13 protein-coding genes, 1 tRNA gene and 2 pseudogenes are annotated in these 15,555 nt (G+C 56.3%); 4 read left to right on the top strand and 12 right to left on the bottom strand.

The window, feature by feature from the left end:
* Nucleotides 1-24 precede the first annotated feature (24 nt).
* The 11 genes from DXB00_RS00190 to yajC all read right to left on the bottom strand — a co-directional run bounded on the left by DXB00_RS00190 (nucleotide 25) and on the right by yajC (nucleotide 9,031).
* On the bottom strand, nucleotides 25-1,065 hold the full coding sequence (locus DXB00_RS00190; protein WP_119214338.1) for a hypothetical protein: 1,041 nt from the start codon (nucleotides 1,063-1,065) through the stop codon (nucleotides 25-27).
* On the bottom strand, nucleotides 1,031-1,531 hold the full coding sequence (locus DXB00_RS00185; RefSeq protein WP_119214337.1) for an RNA polymerase sigma factor: 501 nt from the start codon (nucleotides 1,529-1,531) through the stop codon (nucleotides 1,031-1,033). Before DXB00_RS00185 ends, DXB00_RS00190 begins: the two co-directional genes overlap by 35 nt.
* An 87-nt stretch (nucleotides 1,532-1,618) precedes the next feature.
* Complete coding sequence (gene pdxR, locus DXB00_RS00180) at nucleotides 1,619-3,025, bottom strand: MocR-like pyridoxine biosynthesis transcription factor PdxR (protein ID WP_119214336.1); 1,407 nt, start codon at nucleotides 3,023-3,025, stop codon at nucleotides 1,619-1,621.
* A gap of 738 nt (nucleotides 3,026-3,763) precedes the next feature.
* Complete coding sequence (locus DXB00_RS00175; protein ID WP_119214335.1) at nucleotides 3,764-4,714, bottom strand: AEC family transporter; 951 nt, start codon at nucleotides 4,712-4,714, stop codon at nucleotides 3,764-3,766.
* Complete coding sequence (locus tag DXB00_RS00170) at nucleotides 4,707-5,171, bottom strand: MarR family winged helix-turn-helix transcriptional regulator (protein WP_110435344.1); 465 nt, start codon at nucleotides 5,169-5,171, stop codon at nucleotides 4,707-4,709. The genes DXB00_RS00175 and DXB00_RS00170 overlap by 8 nt, the downstream gene beginning before the upstream one ends.
* Nucleotides 5,172-5,396: 225 nt before the next feature.
* Nucleotides 5,397-5,930: a hypothetical protein gene (locus DXB00_RS00165; protein WP_119214334.1), complete on the bottom strand. Its 534-nt coding sequence runs from the start codon at nucleotides 5,928-5,930 to the stop codon at nucleotides 5,397-5,399.
* 71 nt (nucleotides 5,931-6,001) lie between these two features.
* Nucleotides 6,002-6,496, bottom strand: a complete 495-nt coding sequence (locus DXB00_RS00160; RefSeq protein WP_118728817.1) for an NAD(P)-binding domain-containing protein — start codon at nucleotides 6,494-6,496, stop codon at nucleotides 6,002-6,004.
* Between the two features lie 98 nt (nucleotides 6,497-6,594).
* Nucleotides 6,595-7,974 (bottom strand): thioether cross-link-forming SCIFF peptide maturase, encoded by a 1,380-nt coding sequence (gene scfB, locus DXB00_RS00155; RefSeq protein WP_117751057.1) that lies wholly within the window; start codon nucleotides 7,972-7,974, stop codon nucleotides 6,595-6,597.
* A gap of 70 nt (nucleotides 7,975-8,044) precedes the next feature.
* Nucleotides 8,045-8,188: a six-cysteine ranthipeptide SCIFF gene (gene scfA / locus DXB00_RS00150; protein WP_110435348.1), complete on the bottom strand. Its 144-nt coding sequence runs from the start codon at nucleotides 8,186-8,188 to the stop codon at nucleotides 8,045-8,047.
* A 12-nt stretch (nucleotides 8,189-8,200) separates the two neighbouring features.
* Entirely contained in the window at nucleotides 8,201-8,617 is a 417-nt protein-coding gene (locus DXB00_RS00145; protein ID WP_117751058.1) for a TIGR04086 family membrane protein, read from the bottom strand.
* 60 nt (nucleotides 8,618-8,677) lie between these two features.
* The gene (yajC, locus tag DXB00_RS00140; RefSeq protein WP_242988051.1) at nucleotides 8,678-9,031 is read right to left on the bottom strand and encodes a preprotein translocase subunit YajC; all 354 of its coding nucleotides are present in this window, start codon (nucleotides 9,029-9,031) and stop codon (nucleotides 8,678-8,680) included.
* A gap of 344 nt (nucleotides 9,032-9,375) precedes the next feature.
* Between yajC and sigK the strand changes: the two genes are divergently transcribed.
* From sigK to DXB00_RS00115, 4 genes and pseudogenes are all read left to right on the top strand, one after another.
* The gene (sigK, locus tag DXB00_RS00130) at nucleotides 9,376-10,083 is read left to right on the top strand and encodes an RNA polymerase sporulation sigma factor SigK (RefSeq protein ID WP_110435350.1); all 708 of its coding nucleotides are present in this window, start codon (nucleotides 9,376-9,378) and stop codon (nucleotides 10,081-10,083) included.
* 132 nt (nucleotides 10,084-10,215) lie between these two features.
* A tRNA-Gln gene (locus DXB00_RS00125) sits at nucleotides 10,216-10,289 on the top strand.
* Between the two features lie 125 nt (nucleotides 10,290-10,414).
* Nucleotides 10,415-10,879 carry a zinc ribbon domain-containing protein gene (locus DXB00_RS00120; protein WP_119214332.1) on the top strand — a complete coding sequence of 155 codons (465 nt, stop codon included), beginning with the start codon at nucleotides 10,415-10,417 and terminating at the stop codon, nucleotides 10,877-10,879.
* 120 nt (nucleotides 10,880-10,999) lie between these two features.
* Nucleotides 11,000-12,753 (top strand): annotated as a pseudogene (locus DXB00_RS00115) (1-deoxy-D-xylulose-5-phosphate synthase).
* Nucleotides 12,754-12,922: 169 nt separating this feature from the next.
* Here DXB00_RS00115 and ppdK read toward each other — a convergent pair.
* Nucleotides 12,923-15,553: pseudogene (gene ppdK, locus DXB00_RS00110) on the bottom strand (pyruvate, phosphate dikinase).
* Between the last annotated feature and the right edge of the window lie 2 nt (nucleotides 15,554-15,555).

Raw genomic sequence — 15,555 nt, 5'->3', positions numbered from 1 at the left:
ACCGGATATGTCCTCATTTTTGCGTTACTGCGTCAGCCGGAAGGATACCGCCCAGCTGCCGTCCATCAGGTCGCTTGCGGTGTAGATATCACCGGTAAGTGTACAGCCGGCAACATCCTCGTATGCCATCGGGAAAACGTACTCTGTGTAATCCATATCGTTGTCAAAATCCTTGTAGGATACCGCGTATTCGCACATCCGTTCCGTGCCGTCCGCAAGGTGCAAGGTCGAAAAATCTGCGTGATTATCCAGCGTCAGCGAACCATCTGTGCGATAATGCAAATGCAGTTCTCCATTTCGCCATCCGGCAGCAATCAGTGCGCATACCCCATTCTCACTCTGCCACAAAGTGCCCTGCGGAACAAGAAAATCATAGTCGTGCATGGTTTCGTACAGCGAGATATCCGACGCACTCAGACCGTTGATATCGTGGTTCTCGGTCGGTGCATTCTGCGTCACTGCGGACAAATCCGCCGTTACCGGAACATCTTCCTGCTCTACTTTTCCAATCAGCAGCTTGTTAAACGAAAACTTGAACGCGCCTGCCGGAACATCTCCTCCCAAATCGTCAATTTGAAGAAAATATGTTGCCGTGTGGGTACTTGGATCGTAGTCAACCGTCGAGCAGCCGCAGGACAGCGGTGCAGTTCTGCCCAAGCGCGGATAATCCAAATGCCAGCTGTCGTACATATCCGGCGCGGCATCGCCGAACAGGCTGCCGGTGGTATCGGTCAGCGACAAATAAACCTTTGCCGTGCTGCCTTCCACGTCCGCCGAAACGACCTCCAGCTTAACGCCCCGGTCCTCGCAGACCTGCCCGACCGGCTGCAGGTACTCCGCCATGCCGGGCGCAATTTGGTACAGCACCCGCAGAACCGCCTCCTGATTGGCAGCTACGGCGGTGCTCACGCAGGCCAGTGCCGCCGCAACCGCAAGGATGATCTTGAGCGGTTTTCGCGCTCTGTGCGGCCTGCCGCTCTCCATTTTGGCGATCGTCTGCTGCACCAGTGTGTCGCTCGGCGTGATATTCTCATTCATGTCGCGGTACTGCTTGTGAAAATCCATCGTCCAGTTCTCCTTTCATCAATTCGCGCAGCTGTGCCCGTGCGCGCGTCAGCCGTGTGCGTATCGTGGACGGTTTTTCCCCGCTCATGCGCGCAATCTCCTCTGCGGTGTAACCCTCGCAGTAGAATAAATGCACTGCCGCGCGGTACTTAGGCGTCAGCCGCCGCAACGCTTCATCCAGCGCGCTGTCCTCCGGCTCGGGAAACGGAATGCGATCATCGAGCGGTGTGTCGTGCCGCCGCCATGCCATGCGCCAGTGGCTTTTCAGGCAGTTGAGCGTCACCCGCAGCAGCCATGCCTTTTCGTGCTCCACACTGTCGAAAACCGGCTTTTTACGCACGGTCTGGAGAAAGACCTCCTGAAAAATATCGTCCGCGTCGTGACGGCTGCGCGTCTGCGCATACGCCAATCGGTATACCATGTCGCCGTAGACGCTGACGAGTTGTTCGGGTGTTTTTGCGGTCATGCTCCATCCTCCTTTCACCGGTAATACGAAACAAAAACCCGAAGTGCTACAAATTTTCGCAGAAATTTATCGCATTTCGGGTTGTATTTATTTTGTCCACGCTTGCTTGAGCAGCTTTGCCGCCTCGTCGATCTGCTGTTCGGTCAGACCGGCATAGCCGAGCACAAGCGTTGCTCGCGGCGGCTTGACCGGCGGCGTATAGTACGCCGAAAGCGGGTAAACACGCACACCGACCGCCTTTGCACGCTCAATAAGTTCGTGCTCGAGCATGCCGTTGCGCATGTGCAGCAGCAGGTGCAGACCGGCCTCCGAGCGCGAGACCTCATGCGGCAGGTCGGCCAGCTCGCGGTCAAGTGCGGCCATGAGCGCGTCGCGGCGTGCCTGATAGACCTTGCGGCTGCGACTGATGTGCCGCTCGAAGCCGCCGGTGTGCATGAAGGCCGCCAGCGTGTACTGGTCAAAGCTCGGCACGGTAGATGAGTACCGCGAAAACTGTTCGCGATAGCGCGCCATCAGCGCATTCGGCAGCACCAGATAGCCGATGCGCAGTCCGGGGGCAAGGCTTTTCGCAAAGGTGTTGACGTACACGACGCGTCCGGTCCTGTCCAGCTCACCCAACGCCGGAATTGGGCGTGAGGCATAGCGGAATTCGCTGTCGTAGTCATCCTCGATGATGTAGCGGTCGGGCGCTTCCGACGCCCAGCGAAGGATTTCCAGTCGGCGGGCAGCCGTCATAACCGTGCCCAGCGGGAAATGGTGCGACGGCGTAAGGTATACCACCGATGCGTCACTCGCAGCCAGCGCGTCAGCACGCAGACCGTGCTTGTCCAGCGGTGTCGGACGCACGGTCACACCGTTCACTGCGAAAATCTGATACAGCTTGCGGTAGCCGGGGTTCTCGAGCGCGTACACGCGGTCGCGGCCGAGCAGCTGAATGACAAGGTGCATCAGATACTCCGAGCCTGCGCCGATGAGGATGTTGTCCGGCGAGACATTGATGCCGCGGAAGTCGTGCAGGTAGCGCACGATCTCCTCTCGAAGTTCCGCCGCGCCGCATGGGTCGGTCGCACGGAGCAGCGCACTCGAGTATTCGCTCAGCACACTGCGCGACAGCCGCGCCCATGTGGAGAACGGAAAGCAGCCGTTATCGACAAAATCCGTGCGAAAATCGTAAGGATAGGTCTCCTCAGAGGCGGAAATCGGCGGCAAAGGCGGTGCAAATGGCTCCTGTGGCTCGGAGACCGGCACGGCAAGCTGCTCCTGCACAAAGTAACCGCGCCTTGGCGCAGAGGCGATGTAGCCTTCGGCGGCAAGCTGACCGTAAGCGGTTTCCACGGTGATCTGGCTGACGCGCAGATTGGCCGCCAGCTGGCGTTTGCTCGGCAGGCGCGTGCCGCCGGGCAAGGCGCCGGACATGATGTCCGCGCGGACAGCGTGGTAGAGCTGCTCGTAGAGCGGCTGTTGATCGTGCGGTTTAAGGTGGTAAGTCAGCATGGCCGGAGGCTCCTTTCTTTGCGTCTTTTGCAAAATCTGTGCTGATTATATGAGTTATCGCTTGCGAAGCGAACGAAATCTGCGCTGACGCCGCGCGGGCGCACAAGAGGGTAGACACCAAGGTTTCTACCCTCTTGTGAATCACCCGTTTCCTGTCATAGTCTGGCGCAGACCAGAGACCGGCGACCGCTGCGAAAATAGGGGTACGGCAGTCGGGTTACTCTTGCGTTTGTTTCGTAAAATATTCGCAGTTCCCGGATAGCTTACTGCTACACAGACCGGCTACTTCCAGCAGGCGCGACACAACAATGTCGCGCAATTCGTTAGTCGGAGATTATAGACAGCACCTACGGATTAGGCATTTAGTACCATTTATCTTCGCAGACCCTGTCTATCATAACGCGCTAAAGAATCGTGCGGCACTGTTATCCCCCAGGGGACTCTCTCTTGCCCTTCGGGCAATTCACCTTGTGCCGCACCCAGCGTAGAATAAACCGTATGTGTAGCAGTAAGCTGTCTGACCCTGCGAATATGCGGATACATGGGCGGCCATTGGCCGCCCCTACGGAAGATGAACAGTACGGCCGTTCCCCCATAGTCTCAGTTCTCTGATAGCCGCCGTGCTAAGAGGAAACGGGGAGATTCACAAGAGGGGTGGAAACCTTAGGTGTCCATCCCTCTTGTGCGCCCGCGCGGCGTCAGCGCAGTTCCCCTCGCCTCGAAGGCGAAAAACTTACGTTAAATAAGCGCCATCGAACGCAGAATGAACAGCGTCAATGTCAGCGTAACCGCACTCAACGCCGTGCTGAGCACAATGATCGACGATGACAGCACATGATCACCGCCCATATTTTTCGCCATAACATAACCGGACGCTGTGCTCGGCGCACCGCACAGGATGACGATGGCCACCAGCGTCTGCTCGCGGAAGCCGAGCGCCACGCCCATCGGCAAAAAGATAACGCTCAGCAGCACCAGCTTGATAAACACGGCTGCACAGGTCGGGCCCAGCTTTTTGATTGCCTTTGCGCCCTCAAAGCCCGCGCCGATGCTCAGGAGCGCCATCGGTGTGGCGCAGTTGCCCAGCATCGCGAGGCCCTTGTCCAGCATGGGCGGAAAGTCGATCGCGAGGAGCGAGAACGGCAGACCCGCGAAGATGCCCAGAATGATCGGATTGGTGATGATGCCGCGCAGCGTTTTGCCGACCAGCCCGCGGTGATCCACCTGCTGTGCATCCGGCGCGGTGACGGTGAGCACCAGCACCGAGAAGATGTTATACAGCGGTACGCTCGCCACGATCATCAGCGGGACAAGTCCGGCATCGCCGTACAGATTCTGCACAAAAGCCACGCCTAAAATCGCCTGTGAGCCGCGGAACGCGCCCTGTGTGAACGCACCGACCATGCTCTTATCCTTGAGGAAAATGGATGCACCGATCCAGACGGCAAAGAAATACACGGTCGTCGCACCCGCGCAGAAAAAGAAAAACACGGGGTCGAACTGCTCGGTGATGCGTCCCTGCGCGATATCTCGGAACAGCAGGATCGGCAGCAGCACCTTGAACGACAGACGGTCGATGTCGGTCAGCGTCTGCTTGGTGAAAAAGTTTTTGCTGCGCAGCCAGCGGCCAAGCACGATGATCGCAAAAATCGGCACGGTGGCATTCAGACAGAATATCAGGTTATCCATTGGTTTCTCCCTCCACGGCTGCTTCCTCGTGGCGGAAGAAGTCCTGCAGTTTCTCTAAGCTCTGCGCCAGAAGCGCGGTCTGCTCGGGCGAGAGCGTGTCCACCAGAGACGCGATCATGCGCTCGTGAAAGTCCTTGTGGTACTCGTAGGCGGCCCTGCCCTTGTCGGTGAGCATGATATTGACAACGCGGCGGTCCTCCTGGCTGCGCACACGGCGCACCAGTCCCTTGGCGACCAGCTTGTCGCACGCAACCGTCAGCGTAGCCAATGTTACGCCGATTGACCTGGCAACCTCGCTCATACGCACAGGTTCCCTGTCACCGATCTTCTCGATGATGTGGATTTCGGTGATGGACACCGCGCTGCCCAGTCCGCCGGCCATAGCGCGTTCTTCGATTTTATTGATCCGGCCGAACACATCGACCAGAAAGGAATTGAGCTGCTCTGCGTCTTCCATGTTCGCGCTGTCCCTCCGTTAGTTCGTTAATCTAACTAAATATTAGCATGGATTTGTCGAAATTGCAACACTGCCGTGCCCACGGCAAGTTCAAAGAGGAAGGGACACCTACGGTGTCCCTTCCTCTTTGAACGCCTGCCTTGCAGAATCTCTTCACTCTTTGTAAAACTTTCAATCTATGTTTCACGCTATCCTGATTGTGCATTTGTGCATTTTTGTGCAAACTTACACATTGCACAGTGCCGCTATCGCGGCCCTCAGGAGGGCGCTCAGCACGGCAAGCGTAATACACAGGAAATACGGCATCCTGCACGTTCGAAGCGAATACCGTCCGGTGGCTTCACCGCCCTGCCAGACCATAGAGCATGCGGCAAGCAGCGCGGAGACGCTCAGTACGGCGGGTACGCCGGCTGCTCCTATGATGAGGGCGTTTCCTTCTCCCACGCTGACCGCGACGGTCATGGCAAGCACGAAGCCGCGTGCTGCGGCAACCGCACTCAGCAGCAGCTCTCTCGGGCGCAGAAAGGCGCACACGAGCGGCAGCAGCACCCAGATGAGCGCGCACAGCGTGCTCTGCACCACATGCGCGGGCAATTCAGCCAACAGACCGGAAAGCACTGCCGCGCTGTCCCCTTCGCCGGCCCGCAGACCAGTCAGACCGCCCGCCGCTGCACCGCACAGGAACATCGCACACAGGAACAGGAACACCGGTGTCCGCACCAAATCGTCAAAAAAACCGAGAATATGCTGTTTGTTCATACGTCTTCCCCCTTGGAAAAGTCATAGAACAGCATACTCCCGGTTTTGTCTTTTTAGAACAACAGACGGATTTAGCCTTCCTCGTTGATCGTCTCGCACATCGCGTTCACAAGATCCTCGCAGGGCTTGCGCAGGAACGGACGCACCTTTTTGCTGAACTCGTAGGTTGCATACAGCTTGCCTTCCTCATCACGGTGCAGCACGGCTGCGATCAGCTCGGTTGCAGCGGCGATGCGATCAGCCAGGTACGCAAGATCCACCTTTTCGCTGTCGCACACGGAAACTACCACGCGCTTTTGCGAACTGCTGGAAATCTTGGCAAGCTCGGTCGGCATTTCACGCTTGGAAGCGGTGAGCAGCACAATCTCGCTCTTGATCATGGCAGCAAGTTCGTCCTCGCAGATACGAACCTCGTCGTAGCCCTCTGCAGCCTTGCAGGCCGCCGCATTCTTCGCGGACAGGAACAGATTGCGCTGCGGTACGACCTCCTTCTCCAGGATGGCGCGGATCAGCTTCTGAAGATATTCACCTTCACCAAGCACGGAAACCAGTACATTCTGCGGCATAATATCATCTCCTTCACAGGGCAGTACAAATACAAGAGCAATTATACGCACAAACAGTCTGTTTCGCAACGGATTTTACGGATTCTTTTTACAATTCATCACTTCGACTGATTTGCACAAATTTTATCCATTGCCTTTAGGTAAATTGCACATTCCAGACGCTTACGCTCCATCTCGCAGCCGAGGTCGTAGGAGTCGTTCATGTCGTGGTTCATGTTGTAGTTTGCTGCCGAGCAGCCACCCGAGCAGTAGAACTTCGCCCAGCACTTCTGGCACTTCGGACGAGAATAGATGTTCATGCCGGCAAACTTCTGCGCGATGTCCATATTGAAGGACTGGTCGAGCACACTGCCCTGCTTGAACTCATCCTTGCCGACAAACTGGTGGCAGGGATAGATGTCGCCGTCCGGCGTTACGGCTACATACTCGTAGCCCGCGCCGCAGCCGCGCAGACGCTTGACAACACACGGACCCTGATCCAGATCGACCATGAAGTGGAAGAAGGTAAACGGCTTGCCTTCCTTCTTACGCTCGAGCATGATATCGGTCAGGCGGTCGTACTCGGCCTCGATCTTCGGCAGATCGTCCTCGGTCAAGTCGTATCCGCAGCCCGGGTCAGCCGTTACCGGCTCGACGGAAAGGCGGTCAAAGCCTGCATCCGCGATGCTCAGAACGTCCTCGGCAAAGTCGAGGTTGTGCGAGGTGAACGTGCCGCGTGCGTAGTAATCGAGGTTCGGGTCGCGCTCGTCCACCAGCGCCTTGAACTTAGGCACGATGGTGTCATAGCTTCCCGTGCCGGCAACCGTCTTGCGGAACTCGTCGTTGACCTCACGGCGGCCGTCGAGCGACAGCACGCAGTTGTCCATGTTCTCGTTGATGTACTTGCGCTTGTCCTCATCGAGCAGCAGACCGTTGGTAGTGATGGTAAAGCGGAACTTCTTGTTATACTTCTCCTCCAGGCTGCGGGCATAATCGACCGTCTGGGTAACGGTATCCCACGCCATGAGCGGCTCGCCGCCGAAGAAATCGACCTCGATGTTGTGACGCACGCCGGAACGCGCGATAACAAAGTCGATGGCCTTCTTGGCGATCTCAGGCGGCATGATCTTGCGGCCCTGACCAAAGTCGCCGGTGGATGCGAAGCAGTACTGGCAGCGCAGGTTGCAGTCGTGCGCTACATGCAGGCACAGGGCCTTGACCGGTGCATTCACCGGAATGTAGCGACTTACATCGATGTAGTCATCCTGCGCGAACAGCTGACCGGCCTTTTTCAGCTCGTACAGCTCGTCATATGCCTCGCGGATCTCGTCCGCGGTGTAGTCCGGCAGGGCATCAATGATGCTCTGCGGACAGGTATCACCCATGTTTTCATCCAGCAGTCCGGACACTGCATAGCTGATATCATCGAGCAGATGTACCGCGCCCGAGTTGACATCGAGCACGAAATTCAGCCCTTTTTTCTGATAACGATGAATCATTTATTTTCCTCCGATATACAGGAACAAGGCGCACCCGCAGGCGCGCCTTGCATATTCCTTTTAAGCGTGATTACTTTGCGTGCTCGCACTTCTGGTTTGCCACGGTGCAAGAGGTCTTGCATGCGGACTGGCAGGAAGTCTGGCACTCGCCGCAGCCGCCGTGTGCTGCAGTCTGCTTCAGGGTTGCAGAAGTCAGGGTAGAAATATGCTTCATTTGATTTCCCTCCTATTTTTTGATGTGGCTGTAACGCTTCTTTTTCCGCATATTGGCACCGGCGTAACCGCCCAGTGCCGAGGCGATCAACGAGCAGAGCAGGCTGATCACCGTGCGTACAAAATGAATGGATTGACCGAGCGGCAGCACCGCAACGATCAGCAGGATCAGAAAAACCGCAAAACCTGCGCCGAGCGACCAGTAAAACTGTTTTTCGCCTGCGCGCTTTGCAGCGACCAGTGCAGCAAGCGCACTGCCGAGTGCAAGGAACACCAGCGCACAAGGCGCTATTGCACCCTCTGCCAATGTGCCGCGGTGAACGAGCACCGCACCGAGCAGCATCAGCAGCAGAGTACCGAGCAATCCGGCAAGCACCGACGGTAAAAGGATACCGACCGGTGACTGACCCTCATTGGTTTTTCTCATCATTTCATAGCCTCCCGCCGAATTTTATTTATATGTCATGCTATTCGGCAAGAAATGGGGTTATTACTTTGCGTCCTTCTTTGCTTCCTTGGGCGCCTCGACCGTCTCGGTCGCCGGAGCCTCCTTACCGCGGATTGCCCAGCGGTAAATCTTGAGCTTCGTGCGGTCGCTCGAAGACTCGATGACCAGAACGTCGTCCTTGATGCTGACTACGCGGCCGATAAAACCACCGATGGTGGAAATCTCATCACCGATCTCGATGGAGTTACGCATATCGCGCTCCTGTTTGTCGCGCTTGCGCTGCGGACGGATCAGGAAAAAGTAGAATACGACGATCAGAACTACAAACGGCAAAAACTGCGCGATGATCGCGCCATAATCCGACAGAGCCGGCATTTTGTCCAATGCCATAACCATGGTTACACCTCCCTATGCAATTTGCTGTAAATACTCACTATATTATACTGGATATTCTGTCAAATTACAAGTCCTTTTTGGAGGCAATACCACATAAATCAGCTGCGGCACTTTACGGAAATTTTGTACCCTGATATCGGCCTCGATTCCTTGCGCGAGTTCCATCCGCGCTGCCGCGATTTTTTGCAATACACAAAGTATTGCAAGAAACCGCGCCTAATCAGTACGCAAAATTTACTCGTAAATCGCTCTTGCTGTATTATGCGGTACTGCCTCTTTATTTGTGCTACTTAAGCTATTCACAGCATAAAATAGCAGTATCTTATCGAAACGAGGTGCTGACCATGCTTTTCCCTGCTTTATTTGCGCTCGGCGGCGCATTTTTCTTCTTTGTGCTGCGTGTACAGGGCGCGGACGGGTCGTTTCCCAAGCCGCTCACGCCCGATGAGGAGGCGGTTCTGCTGCGCCGCATGCAGCAGGACGGGGACGCCGAGGCACGGGAAAAGCTGATCGAGCACAATCTCAGACTGGTAGCACATATTGTGAAAAAATATTACGCCGTAAGTACAGAGCAGGACGATCTGCTGTCCATCGGCACGATCGGGCTGATTAAAGCCGTGAACACCTTTAAGGCGGATAAAAATATCCGCTTGGCGACATACGCCTCCAAATGTATCCAGAACGAGCTGCTGATGTATTTCCGGCAAAAGCGCAAGAGTGCGGGCGAGCTTTCGCTCTCGGACACGCTCGAATCGGACGGTGACGGCAATGCGCTTGCCCTGCAGGATATTATCTGCTGCGAGGACAGCGGTCTTTCCGCCGTTGAGGAGCAGGACCGGTACCATGCCATGCACCGCGCGCTAGCAGGCTGTCTCTCTCCGCGGGAACGCGAGATCATCCGCCTGCGGTACGGCATCGGTCTGGCATCTCCCCTGCCGCAGCGCGAAATTGCCGCGCGGCTGGGTATTTCGCGCAGCTATGTTTCGCGCATTGAAAAGCGTGCGCTCGAAAAGCTGCGGGAGGCTCTCGAGCGCGAGGGACGGCCGCCGTAAAAGCGACGGTTGTCCCCTTCCGAAAAAATTTTTAATTTTTTTTGAAAAAGGGTTGACGAATCCCGGATTCTGATATATACTAAACAAGTCGTCAGCGATAAGTCATCAAAACGACAGCAAAACTTAACAAATAGCCGAATTGTGTAAAGGTAGCACGACAGACTCTGACTCTGTTTGTGAGGGTTCGAATCCTTCTTCGGCTGCCACCGAAAACCGTCTTTTCTTTGAAAAGACGGTTTTTCTTTTGCCTTTTCGTGGTTTTCCTGTGACGGCTATTTGACAGACTGTCTCTCTCCCGATATACTAAAGTATATGTAAAGGAGCGATTACCATGTTTTGCATGAACTGCGGCACGCAGCTGCCGGACGGCGCAAAATTCTGCATGAACTGCGGCACAAAGGTCGGTGGGGTCGGCGCCGGCGCTGTCCCTTCCAGCAAAAAATATCCCTCGTACGCGATGCTGTACCCGAACAGCATGGCTTATCTCGAGTCCCCTGCCTATCAGCGCGAGCGCGGTCTGATGAAGCAGTCCGAGCTTGGCGCGACGCCATATGCGGGTTTTGACTTTACCAACTATGTTTCGCTCGATGACGGCACGATGGTCGGCTTTGTGTTCGGGCACACCGCGCGTTACCGCGCTGCCGAGGACTTCGGCTACAATCTCTATCGTCTGAATCCGGACGGCACAGCGGTTTTTCTGAACGCCGGCTGCAAACGCGGCGGCACCGAGCTGTATGTGCAGGACGGAACAGCGCACTGGACGGTGAATGGAGAAGCGTTTTCCGCATCTATTTGAGTATTAAGGCACCTGGTATCAGGTGCTTTTATTTTTGCATAATTTTTCGTAAAACCGCTTGACTTGGAGCACACTCCAAGTGATAGAGTGAGTTTATAAAAAATATTCAGGAGGAAAACTATGTATATCGAGAACATCAACGGTCCCGCTGACGTGAAGAAGCTGAACATTAAGCAGCTGACCGTGCTTGCGTCCGAAATACGTGATGCACTGCTGACCAAGCTGAGCCGTCACGGCGGCCATTTCGGTCCGAATTTTGGCATGGTAGAGGCAACCATCGCACTGCACTATGTATTCGAGTCCCCGAAGGATAAGTTTGTATTCGATGTTTCCCACCAGTCCTATCCGCACAAGATGCTGACCGGCCGCAAGGACGCCTTTCTCTACGAGGAGCACTACGACGATGTTTCCGGCTACAGCAACCCGCACGAGAGCGAGCACGACCATTTCACCATCGGTCACACCTCCACCTCGGTCAGTCTGGCCTGCGGTCTGGCCAAGGGTCGCGACCTCAAGGGTGAGGACGGCAACGTGGTTGCTATCATCGGCGACGGTTCGCTCAGCGGCGGCGAAGCGCTCGAAGCACTCAACTATGCGGCAGAGCTGGACGGAAACCTGATCATCCTTGTCAACGACAACGATATGTCCATCGCAGAGAATCACGGCGGTCTGTATCAGAACCTGCGCCTGCTGCGCGAGACGGGCGGCAAGGCCGAGTGCAACCTGTTCCGTGCGATGGGTCTGGATTACCGCTTTGTAGCCGACGGCAACGATATTGCTTCGCTGATCGAGCATTTAAGGCCGTAAAGGACAGCAGGCAGCCGGTTATTGTGCACATCGTCACCCAGAAGGGCAAGGGCTATGCGCCTGCCGAGCAGCACAAGGAGGCATGGCACTACTGTGCGCCGTTCCATCCGGAGACCGGCGAGCCGCTGATGGACATAAGCGGCGAGTGCTACGAGAGCATTACGCTCGACTTTATGATGAAGAAAATGCAGGATGACCCATCTGTGTGCATGATCACCTCGGGTACGCCGACCGTGCTTGGCTTCACCGAGGAGATGCGTAAGAAGGCCGGCAGCCAGTTCATCGACGTAGGCATTGCCGAGGAGAACGCGGTTGCACTGGCGTCCGGTATCGCAGCAAACGGCGGCAAGCCGGTCTACGGCGTGTACAGCACGTTCATTCAGCGCGCCTATGACCAGATTTCGCAGGACCTGTGCATCAACAGCAACGCAGCTACCATTATCGTTGCGTGGGGCTCGGTTTACGGCATGAACGATGTAACGCATCTCGGTCTGTACGACATTCCGATGCTGGCGAACATCCCCAATCTGGTTTATCTGGCGCCGACCACCAAGGAAGAATATCTGGCAATGCTCGACTGGAGCATTGAGCAGAACGAGCATCCGGTCGTTATCCGCATGCCGGGCGGTGCACTGGTTTCGGACGGAAAGGCTGTTACCAAGGACTTCGGCAGGCTGAACACCTACGAGGTTAAGGAGAAGGGCGCCCGGGTTGCCGTGATCGGTCTGGGTTCGTTCTACCCGCTCGGCGAACAGGCGGCGGCGCTCATCAAGAAAAAGACCGGCGTACAGCCGACCCTTATCAACCCGTACTATATCACCGGCGTGGATACCGACCTGCTCGAGAGCCTCAAGGCGGAGCACGATGTGGTCATCACCCTCGAGGACGGCGTACTCGACGGCGGCTTCGGTGAGAAGATTGCGCGTTTCTACGGCGACTTTGACATGAAGGTACTGAACTTTGGTCTCAAGAAGGAGTTCCTCGACCGCTATGACGTAGACGAGGTACTGAAGGACAATCACCTCACCGCAGAACAGATTGCGGAGGATGTGGAGAAGGTTCTGTAAGATTCCCTTTCCATTAGAAATTCGGTAACTTTTCTCCGAAGGGCGGGCTACCCTCAGCCTGCCTTCAATCCTCTAAATACTACTGCATATATTTGTGCATGAAAAAGCGTGAAAGGCTTCGGAGCAATGCTCCGAAGCCTTTCGCGCTGTATGTCAAGTTTGGGGAGGTTTATGCCAGTCCAAGCTCCTTTACGCGAGCCTGTGCCGCTGCCAGACGTGCGATCGGCACGCGGAACGGCGAGCAGGAAACGTAATTCAGACCAACATTGTGGCAGAACTCGACGGAGGACAGGTCGCCGCCGTGCTCGCCGCAGATGCCGAGCTTGATGTCCGGACGGGTGCGCTTGCCTTCTGCAACAGCGAAGCGGATCAAGCGGCCTACGCCGTTCTGGTCCAGACGAGCGAACGGATCGGACTCGAGGATCTTCTTATCGAAGTAAGTCTCCAGAATGCGGCCCACGTCATCACGGGAGAAGCCGTAGGTCATCTGGGTGAGGTCGTTGGTGCCGAAGGAGAAGAACTCCGCTTCCTTGGCCACATCGCCTGCGGTGACTGCGGCACGCGGCGTCTCGATCATCGTGCCGACCATATACTTCATCTTCAGGCCGGACTGCTCGATCAGCTCGTCAGCCTTAGCCTTGATAACCTTCTTTACGAAGCGCAGCTCATTGACCTCGGATACCAGCGGAACCATGATCTCCGGCGTGATATGCAGGTCGTCTTCCTTCCAGACGTTGATAGCTGCGGATACGATAGCCTCGGTCTGCATCTCGGCAATCTCCGGATAGAGAACGTCCAGACGGCAGCCGCGGGTACCCAGCATCGGGTTGAACTCGTGCAGGCTTTCTACCTTGCCCTTGAGCTTGTCGAAGGATACGCCCATCTCATCGGCCAGCTCCTTGATCTCGTCATCCTCGTGCGGGAGGAACTCATGGAGCGGCGGGTCAAGCAGACGGATGGTTACCGGCAGGCCGCCCATTGCGCGGTAAATTGCCTCAAAGTCGCCGCGCTGCATAGGCAGGATCTTGGCCAGAGCCGCCTTGCGCTGCTCGAGCGTATCGGAAATAATCATCTCACGAACCGCCTTGATGCGGGCCGCTCGAAGAACATATGCTCGGTACGGCAGAGGCCGATGCCTTCTGCGCCGAACTTGCGGGCCTGCGTTGCATCACGCGGGGTATCGCCGTTGGTGCGAACGTGCAGGGTGCGAATCTCGTCAGCCCAGCCCATGAAGCGGCCGAAGTCGCCGGTCAGCTCAGCCTCCTGCGTTGCGATCTCACCGAGGTATACGTTGCCGGTGGAGCCGTCGAGCGAAATAACGTCACCCTCGTGCACTACCGTGCCGTCGGCAAAGGTCAGGGTCTTATCCTCTTCGGAAACCTTGATGCCGTTTACGCCTGCTACACAGCAGTGCCCATGCCGCGGGCTACTACGGCTGCGTGCGAGGTCATGCCGCCGCGGGCGGTCATGATGCCTTCGGATACGGCCATGCCGTCGATATCCTCCGGAGAGGTCTCCTGACGGACGAGGACAGCCTTGATTCCGGTCTTGTGGGCCTTAGCTGCAGCATCTGCGGTGAAGTAAACCGCGCCGCAGGCTGCACCGGGCGATGCCGGCAGGCCGGTGGTGATCGGCGTAGCTGCCTTGAGAGCTGCCGGATCGACGTCGGGTGCAGAAGTGCGTCAAGCTGCTTTGCCTCGACCTTCATAACCGCCTGCTCCTTGGTGCAGACGCCTTCGTCTACCAGATCAACCGCTACCTTGAGCGCTGCCTGTGCGGTGCGCTTGCCGTTACGGGTCTGCAGCATGTAGAGCTTGCCGTTTTCGATGGTGAACTCCATATCCTGCATATCGCCGTAATGCTTCTCAAGGCGGCTGGAAATGTCAACAAACTGCTGATAAACCTCCGGCATGGTATCTGCCAGCGCAGAGATCGGCTGCGGGGTGCGGATGCCGGCTACAACGTCCTCGCCCTGTGCATTCATCAGGAACTCGCCGTACAGCTTCTTTTCGCCGGTGGCCGGGTTGCGGGTGAAGGCTACGCCGGTGCCCGAGGTCTCGCCCATATTGCCGAATACCATGGACTGTACGTTTACGGCAGTGCCCCAGCTGTGCGGGATGTCGTTCATGCGGCGGTAGGTGTTCGCACGCGGATTATCCCACGAGCGGAATACCGCGCGGACAGCCTCCATCAGCTGCTTCTTCGGGTCCTGCGGGAAATCTTCGCCGAGGGACTTCTTGTAGTGATCCTTAAACAGAACGATCAGCTCGGACATATCGTCCGCGTCCAGTTCATTATCCATCTTAACGCCCTTTTTGTCCTTTACCTGGTCGATAAACTGCTCGAAGGTGGACTTAGGCAGCTCCATAACAACGTCAGAGAACATCTGAATGAAACGGCGGTAGGAATCGCGTGCGAAACGCGGGTTATTGGTCAGCTTGGCAACTGCTTCGCAGATCTCGTCGTTCATGCCGAGGTTAAGGATGGTATCCATCATGCCGGGCATGGATGCGCGTGCACCCGAGCGAACGGATACGAGCAGCGGCTTCTCGGGATCGCCGAGGGTTTTGCCGGTAACCTTTTCAAGCTGATCGAGGTACTCCAGAATCTGATCCTGAATATCCGGATAAATAGTCTTGCCGTCCTCGTAATAACGGGTGCAGGCCTCGGTGGTGATGGTGAAACCCTGCGGCACAGGCATGCCCAGTCCGGTCATTTCAGCCAGATTGGCACCCTTGCCGCCAAGCAGCTCACGCATTTTTCCGTTGCCCTCCGGGAACATGTAAACATACTTTTTCATTT

The sequence above is a fragment of the Butyricicoccus sp. OF10-2 genome (assembly GCF_003481925.1).
GTDB classification, from domain to species: Bacteria; Bacillota; Clostridia; order Oscillospirales; family Butyricicoccaceae; genus Agathobaculum; species Agathobaculum butyriciproducens.
The sequence above is the reverse complement of the archived record's forward strand: the minus strand, read 5'-3'. Positions and strand labels throughout refer to the sequence as shown.